The sequence below is a fragment of the Halarsenatibacter silvermanii genome (genome assembly GCF_900103135.1).
Taxonomy (GTDB): Bacteria; Bacillota; Halanaerobiia; order Halanaerobiales; family Halarsenatibacteraceae; genus Halarsenatibacter; species Halarsenatibacter silvermanii.
Window position 1 is genome coordinate 1 of sequence record NZ_FNGO01000052.1, and the last position, 3,544, is coordinate 3,544.

Annotated in this window: 7 protein-coding genes; 4 read left to right on the plus strand and 3 right to left on the minus strand. The window is 33.0% G+C overall.

What is annotated here, in order from left to right:
* The first annotated feature begins 352 nt into the window (after positions 1–352).
* The 4 genes from BLT15_RS12815 (at position 353) to BLT15_RS13370 (ending at position 2,095) form a co-directional block, all read left to right on the plus strand.
* Positions 353–1,360: an Rpn family recombination-promoting nuclease/putative transposase gene (locus tag BLT15_RS12815; protein WP_089762451.1), complete on the plus strand. Its 1,008-nt coding sequence runs from the start codon at positions 353–355 to the stop codon at positions 1,358–1,360.
* Positions 1,361–1,374: 14 nt separating this feature from the next.
* Positions 1,375–1,587 (plus strand): hypothetical protein, encoded by a 213-nt coding sequence (locus BLT15_RS12820; RefSeq protein ID WP_089762454.1) that lies wholly within the window; start codon positions 1,375–1,377, stop codon positions 1,585–1,587.
* Between the two features lie 90 nt (positions 1,588–1,677).
* The gene (locus tag BLT15_RS12825; protein WP_089762456.1) at positions 1,678–1,968 is read left to right on the plus strand and encodes a hypothetical protein; all 291 of its coding nucleotides are present in this window, start codon (positions 1,678–1,680) and stop codon (positions 1,966–1,968) included.
* Entirely contained in the window at positions 1,958–2,095 is a 138-nt protein-coding gene (locus tag BLT15_RS13370; RefSeq protein WP_159429967.1) for a hypothetical protein, read from the plus strand. The genes BLT15_RS12825 and BLT15_RS13370 overlap by 11 nt, the downstream gene beginning before the upstream one ends.
* 206 nt (positions 2,096–2,301) lie before the next feature.
* On the opposite strand, the gene BLT15_RS12830 is transcribed toward BLT15_RS13370, so the two are convergent.
* Genes BLT15_RS12830 through BLT15_RS12840 form a run of 3 tightly spaced genes read right to left on the minus strand, consistent with a single transcriptional unit; the run spans position 2,302 to position 3,292 of the window.
* Complete coding sequence (locus BLT15_RS12830; RefSeq protein WP_159429968.1) at positions 2,302–2,580, minus strand: DUF4351 domain-containing protein; 279 nt, start codon at positions 2,578–2,580, stop codon at positions 2,302–2,304.
* 14 nt (positions 2,581–2,594) lie between these two features.
* Complete coding sequence (locus BLT15_RS12835) at positions 2,595–2,918, minus strand: nucleotidyltransferase family protein (RefSeq protein WP_089762460.1); 324 nt, start codon at positions 2,916–2,918, stop codon at positions 2,595–2,597.
* Positions 2,897–3,292 carry a HEPN domain-containing protein gene (locus BLT15_RS12840; protein ID WP_089762462.1) on the minus strand — a complete coding sequence of 132 codons (396 nt, stop codon included), beginning with the start codon at positions 3,290–3,292 and terminating at the stop codon, positions 2,897–2,899. Before BLT15_RS12840 ends, BLT15_RS12835 begins: the two co-directional genes overlap by 22 nt.
* Between the last annotated feature and the right edge of the window lie 252 nt (positions 3,293–3,544).

Sequence of the window (3,544 nt, forward strand, 5' to 3'; positions counted from 1 at the left end):
AAAGCCGATGGAAAATATATATGTAAAATCCTTGAAAAATACTTGACCTCTGCAAACACATGTATTATAATAATGATATCAATCAAAAAACAGGTTGAAGCCAGTGGATTCAACAAATCATATTTGGATCTTCTTGTTATCAGTTGATAAATATCGTATAAGATCGGGGGAAAAATTTCATTGTGAACGAAGCTTTATATCTTCCAGTACAACTAAATGAGGTTTTACACACCTATTAACCGAAGATAAGAAGATCTTCATATTTTTACATATAAAATCCAGATGCAGCCAGGCCTTTCTATAGTGCTGATAAATGTGATATAATTTAAATACAGATAGGAGCGAGACATTAATGACAGAAGAAAATAACAACATCAGCCAGGAATTTCTGCGAGAAATAGAAAATATTGATCCAGCCAAAATCAAAAATCCTCATGATAGATTGTTCAAATGGAGTCTCGGCAGACCTGATATCATGAAAGAGTATCTTGATTATATTCTATCCAAAGATTTAAGCGAAGCTTTAAATTATGAAACTCTGGAAGCCACCAAAGCCAATTACGTAGATGATCTCATTGGAGAGACTTTTTCTGATCTCGTGTACAAAATAAATAAAACCACTGGAGAAGGAGCTGTTATATCTCTTTTATTCGAGCATAAATCTTCTCCTGACAAAATAACGCCACTAAAACTATTAAGGTATATCACCAACGCTTACTTTGATAACTTCAAAGATGGTGAAACAAAGCAGATAATACCGATTCTTTTCTATCATGGCAGCAGTGAATGGAACATTCCCGGTAAATTATCCGAGGTCCTGGATGGTGATATAACGCCATTTGAAAATTATACTCCAGAGTTTGAGTATATTTTTACGGATTTGGATGAAGCTGCAGATTTATTGGATGATACTACCAAACCTGAACTTAAAATATTCATTGAGGCATTGAGAATTGCCAACGCTGAAGATATCGAAGAGGCCAATGAAAGATTCAAAAATTGCCTTAAGATATTCCGGGAACCATATTGGTCATCTGAAATTTTAAGAGTCAGATTTTTGCAGGTCTTCTTGCTTTATCAGGCCAAGGTGTCATTTTTAGCTCAGGAGTTAAATATTTTTGATATTGCCAAACAGGCCTATCCTGAAAGGAGTGAGGAAATTATGAGTCTCTATGATACTATTCAGAAGGAAGAAAGAGCAAATACTTTAATTGAGCTACTTGAAAATAAACTTAATCAACCTTTACCAGAAGATATTGATGATAAACTGAACTCAGCTGATAAAATAAAGCTTGTTGAACTCACTAATCGTATTTTTGAAATCAACTCCTATGACGATGTTCGGGAAATTCTTGACTGAGGTATGCTGATACCATGAACCTGTTTGAATCCCTCCAGGAAGAAGGTGAATATATAGGCAAAAAGGAATTTTTAATTAGAGCACTAGAAAATAAATTTTCTCAATCTCTTTCTGATGATATTAAAGATAAAATTGAAGAAACTGATAAAGACGGTATTGATACTCTTATAGACAATATTTTTGAAATCGAATCTCCTGAAGCTATACGAAATATACTTGAAAAATAAATTTTCTTAATTGTTACATTGCTGCCTAAAATATTTCAAACAAAGTTGAGGCTGAAAATTGTTAGTTATCTTTTACAGGGGGCTAAAAACATGGAAAATGTAATCCCCAGAGAGCATCAAGATCAAGTTGATAAAGCTGTAGAAATTTTAAAAGAAGCTGGCTGTGATGAAATTTATGTCTATGGTTCTATTCTTGATAAGGATAAAGATTCTTCTGATATAGATTTAGCAGTTAAAGGTTGTCCACCTGACAAATTTTTTAAAGTTTACAGCGAGCTGATGTTTGCTCTCGATTATCCAGTGGATCTAATTGACCTGGATAGAGATAAAGATTTCGCTGAATATCTTAGGTCGAAGGGGAAATTATTAAATGTCTCATGATAAAGAGGAAATGAAGGATAAAATCCATTATCAAATTAACCAGATAGATGAGTTGCTGGAAAATATTCTTTCTATAATAGTTGAGGGGATTAAAGCCATCTCCCGGCCACTTCAGCAGCATCGCTGATGGGAAGATAGCGCTCAAAAATACAAAACTACAGTCTATGTTTCTCACCACAGACTGCAGTTTCTAAAGCATCAGTCAGCTCACCTATTCTTTTTTCTAATATCTTAATAACCATATCTTTTTTTCTTTTTTCATTAGCTCATCAGCAATGGTCTCCATATTATCATCCTTTAATTACTTCACGATCATTTCATTAAAATATATCTTTATTCAAGTATTTCTCCTACATCCTCTATATTTTCAATTTTAAAGAAATTATCCTTGAGCTTTTCTAATTCTTCCATGCTGCTATTTTCTATTTTGGTAGATATCTCATCTGGAATTTCCCCAAATCTATCTTCCAAAAAAGTTTTTAAAACATCAACCAATTCTTCTTTTCTACCTTCTTTTTTACCTTCTTCCTTTCCTTTTTCCCGTAATTCATCAGCAATAGTCTCCATATCATCACTCCTTTCAGGTGTGATTTTCCTGGCGATAGATTTCATGGAAGGACATTTTTTCATTCAACAGATATTTCTGAAGAATATACTTTTATGCCTGTTTTTAATACCTCTTCTAAAAACCCGCTTTTGTCTTTACCAGCTTCCAGCAATACTGGCTCAATTCGCACATCAACTTCATGCCTTAACCTGAATAACAATGTTTGAGCATCTAAAATATCCCGTTCTAATTTATCAACTATAACTGCAACATCAATATCTGAATACTCACGGGCCCTATCTTCGGCAAATGAACCATACAATACTACTTCTTTTACAGAAAAGTGCTTTGTAACTATTTTCGCATATTCCCTGGTGACCTCTAAAGCTTTTTCTTTATCCATTTTATTAACCCCTCTGTCCTGCTCAATAAATCATCACAGCGATTTCTATTTAAAGATTCCAAAAGCTTATCTCTATCAGAAGGATAACGTGCTTCTATATTAAGCGGTTCTAAAACATCAAGGAAATATTGTTTTTTTTCATCAAGTCTACTATATATATCGGTTTCTTTAGCTAATCTCGTTAAATTATGGGTATATGGTGGAGTTTTTTCATATTTACTTACATACAACCCCTTTAATATTTTTTCGACTGCCTGATGGCACATAAAACCTACATATAAATATCTTTTAGTATCCAACATTGATTTAGCAGTTTCTAAATCGTAATCCGACGCTTCAATCCAATAAGAAATCTCATCCTCTGTTTTAGACACATTTTCACCCTTTCAATTTTACCATAATCAACAGCAGACTATGATAATTTATCGTAATTACCCTGTAATCAATTAAATTATATCATATAATAGGGGTGATATCATCTTTTTGTTGCTCCATTTGCCCAATCAAAATATAAATGTAAAATTTTTGCACAAATACTTGACCTCTGCAAACACATGTATTATAATAATGATATCAATCAAAAAACAGGTGGAAGCCAGTGGATTCAAGAAAACATATTTGGATCT

Bases quoted from the DNA above. Each gene is read 5' to 3' on its own strand.
- BLT15_RS12815 (WP_089762451.1), top strand. From the start codon at position 353: ATGACAGAAGAAAATAACAACATCAGCCAGGAATTTCTGCGAGAAATA.
- BLT15_RS12820 (WP_089762454.1), top strand. From the start codon at position 1,375: ATGAACCTGTTTGAATCCCTCCAGGAAGAAGGTGAATATATAGGCAAA.
- BLT15_RS12825 (WP_089762456.1), top strand. From the start codon at position 1,678: ATGGAAAATGTAATCCCCAGAGAGCATCAAGATCAAGTTGATAAAGCT.
- BLT15_RS13370 (WP_159429967.1), top strand. From the start codon at position 1,958: ATGTCTCATGATAAAGAGGAAATGAAGGATAAAATCCATTATCAAATT.
- BLT15_RS12830 (WP_159429968.1), bottom strand. From the start codon at position 2,580: ATGAAATCTATCGCCAGGAAAATCACACCTGAAAGGAGTGATGATATG.
- BLT15_RS12835 (WP_089762460.1), bottom strand. From the start codon at position 2,918: ATGGATAAAGAAAAAGCTTTAGAGGTCACCAGGGAATATGCGAAAATA.